Origin of the sequence: Nostoc sp. DedSLP03 (assembly GCF_034530815.1) — a bacterium.
Lineage (GTDB): Bacteria > Cyanobacteriota > Cyanobacteriia > Cyanobacteriales > Nostocaceae > Nostoc.
In genome coordinates, this window is record NZ_JAVRCK010000239.1 from 1 (window position 1) to 1,375 (window position 1,375).

3 protein-coding genes are annotated in these 1,375 nt (G+C 38.5%); 1 reads left to right on the top strand and 2 read right to left on the bottom strand.

Annotated features, from left to right (window positions below; translation table 11 throughout):
• The first annotated feature begins 196 nt into the window (after positions 1 to 196).
• Positions 197 to 484 (top strand): hypothetical protein, encoded by a 288-nt coding sequence (locus RM368_RS38535; RefSeq protein WP_322698942.1) that lies wholly within the window; start codon positions 197 to 199, stop codon positions 482 to 484.
• Positions 485 to 488: 4 nt separating this feature from the next.
• Here RM368_RS38535 and RM368_RS38540 read toward each other — a convergent pair whose 3' ends face one another.
• Complete coding sequence (locus RM368_RS38540) at positions 489 to 917, bottom strand: hypothetical protein (RefSeq protein ID WP_322698943.1); 429 nt, start codon at positions 915 to 917, stop codon at positions 489 to 491.
• A 20-nt stretch (positions 918 to 937) separates the two neighbouring features.
• A partial coding sequence (locus RM368_RS38545) for a hypothetical protein (protein WP_322698944.1) occupies positions 938 to 1,375 on the bottom strand: 438 nt, incomplete at its 5' end.

The following is a 1,375-nucleotide window of genomic DNA, read 5'->3' on the forward strand; positions in this document are numbered from 1 at the left end:
GAATCCCCACGCGAGACTACACTTGTCTTATAAGGAGTGACAGCCGTGCTGGGAGAACTACCCATAAGTTATTTATATAACCCGAAACTCTTTACTAGTAAGGATTTGAAAAAACTTTATAGCAAACTGCTCATGTAGTGAACAATTTTCCTATTGACAAGCAAAAAGTTTCAGTTACCCTGAATCCCCACAAGACATGAATGAATTAACGCTTGCAGAAGACCCAAAACAAATGGTCTGGGAGATGATGACCAGTTTTTCAGAAAGAATGTGGTCAGCTAGATGGCTTTCAGGGCTTGAATTTTTGCTATGGAAAAAGGTCAGGTCATGTTCAGACGACCTAACCTTACGAGAAATAGCTGACTTTAATTTTTACGCAGGATTAGCTGGCGGTTGGTGGATGTGGGACAAGAATCAAAAATGTGAAGTGTTTGTAACTTTCGCTGAATGGCTCTCGATTTACAACCAGAGGGTAAGCGAATAGAGAGTTATTCGTCCTGCTGAGTCGTTTCCTCATACTCGCGGATCTTAAAATCAGTATCGCGCTGAAGAAACCGTTGGATATCCCTTGTGTAAAACAATACTCTTTTAAACTTGTGGTCAATCTTTTCGTTCAGCTGCCCCAGAAGCATTTGAATAACATCTTTCCGATTTACATATTCTTGAATATGTAAAGCCAAAGTTCTATCCATCTCACGAATTTTTTCAGCATTTCTTGCTTGTTCTTCGAGAGTTTTTTCAATTTGAGTAATCGAATTTGAAATCCGATTCATTTTACTGATGACGGTAATAGCTACACCACCAAGAACAGAAACACTAACAAGAATCCCTAAAAATATACCAGTACTTTCTAAGGTTAGTGTTATTCCTGGGGAATTAGAAGGAGTAACAGCTACTACTGTCCGCGTAGTATTCATTATTTTATAACTATAATTTATTACAATTTGAACAAATCAATTATCGAAAATATTTCTTCGACTCCCCAACCGCTAGAAAGCCCCAAAGAAGCTGAGTCCTGATTTCTAAATACTCGATATTCAAGCGCCAAAGATTTATTTGCAGCTATTGAAAACTTGCCACTAAGTTCTGCCAAGCACTGAACATCCACCCCAGACCCAGGATAGATTGAGCTACCGTTCAAAAGAACAATGTTATCAGTAACATTCCTCAACCTAATTCTTGATGTTGCAGTTCGGTAAAAAGGTGAAATTGCGTTCAATATATAGGTTCCAGCAGGTAATACAAACTCATTATTGGAGATAATAACCGAAGCGGTATCATCATTTGCGATACTATTAAGTTTTCGCTTGTTCCAACTTCCTGCTGTAGCATTTCCCCCTTCTGTTCCAGATGGCTGAAGTTCTCTTAATTGGAT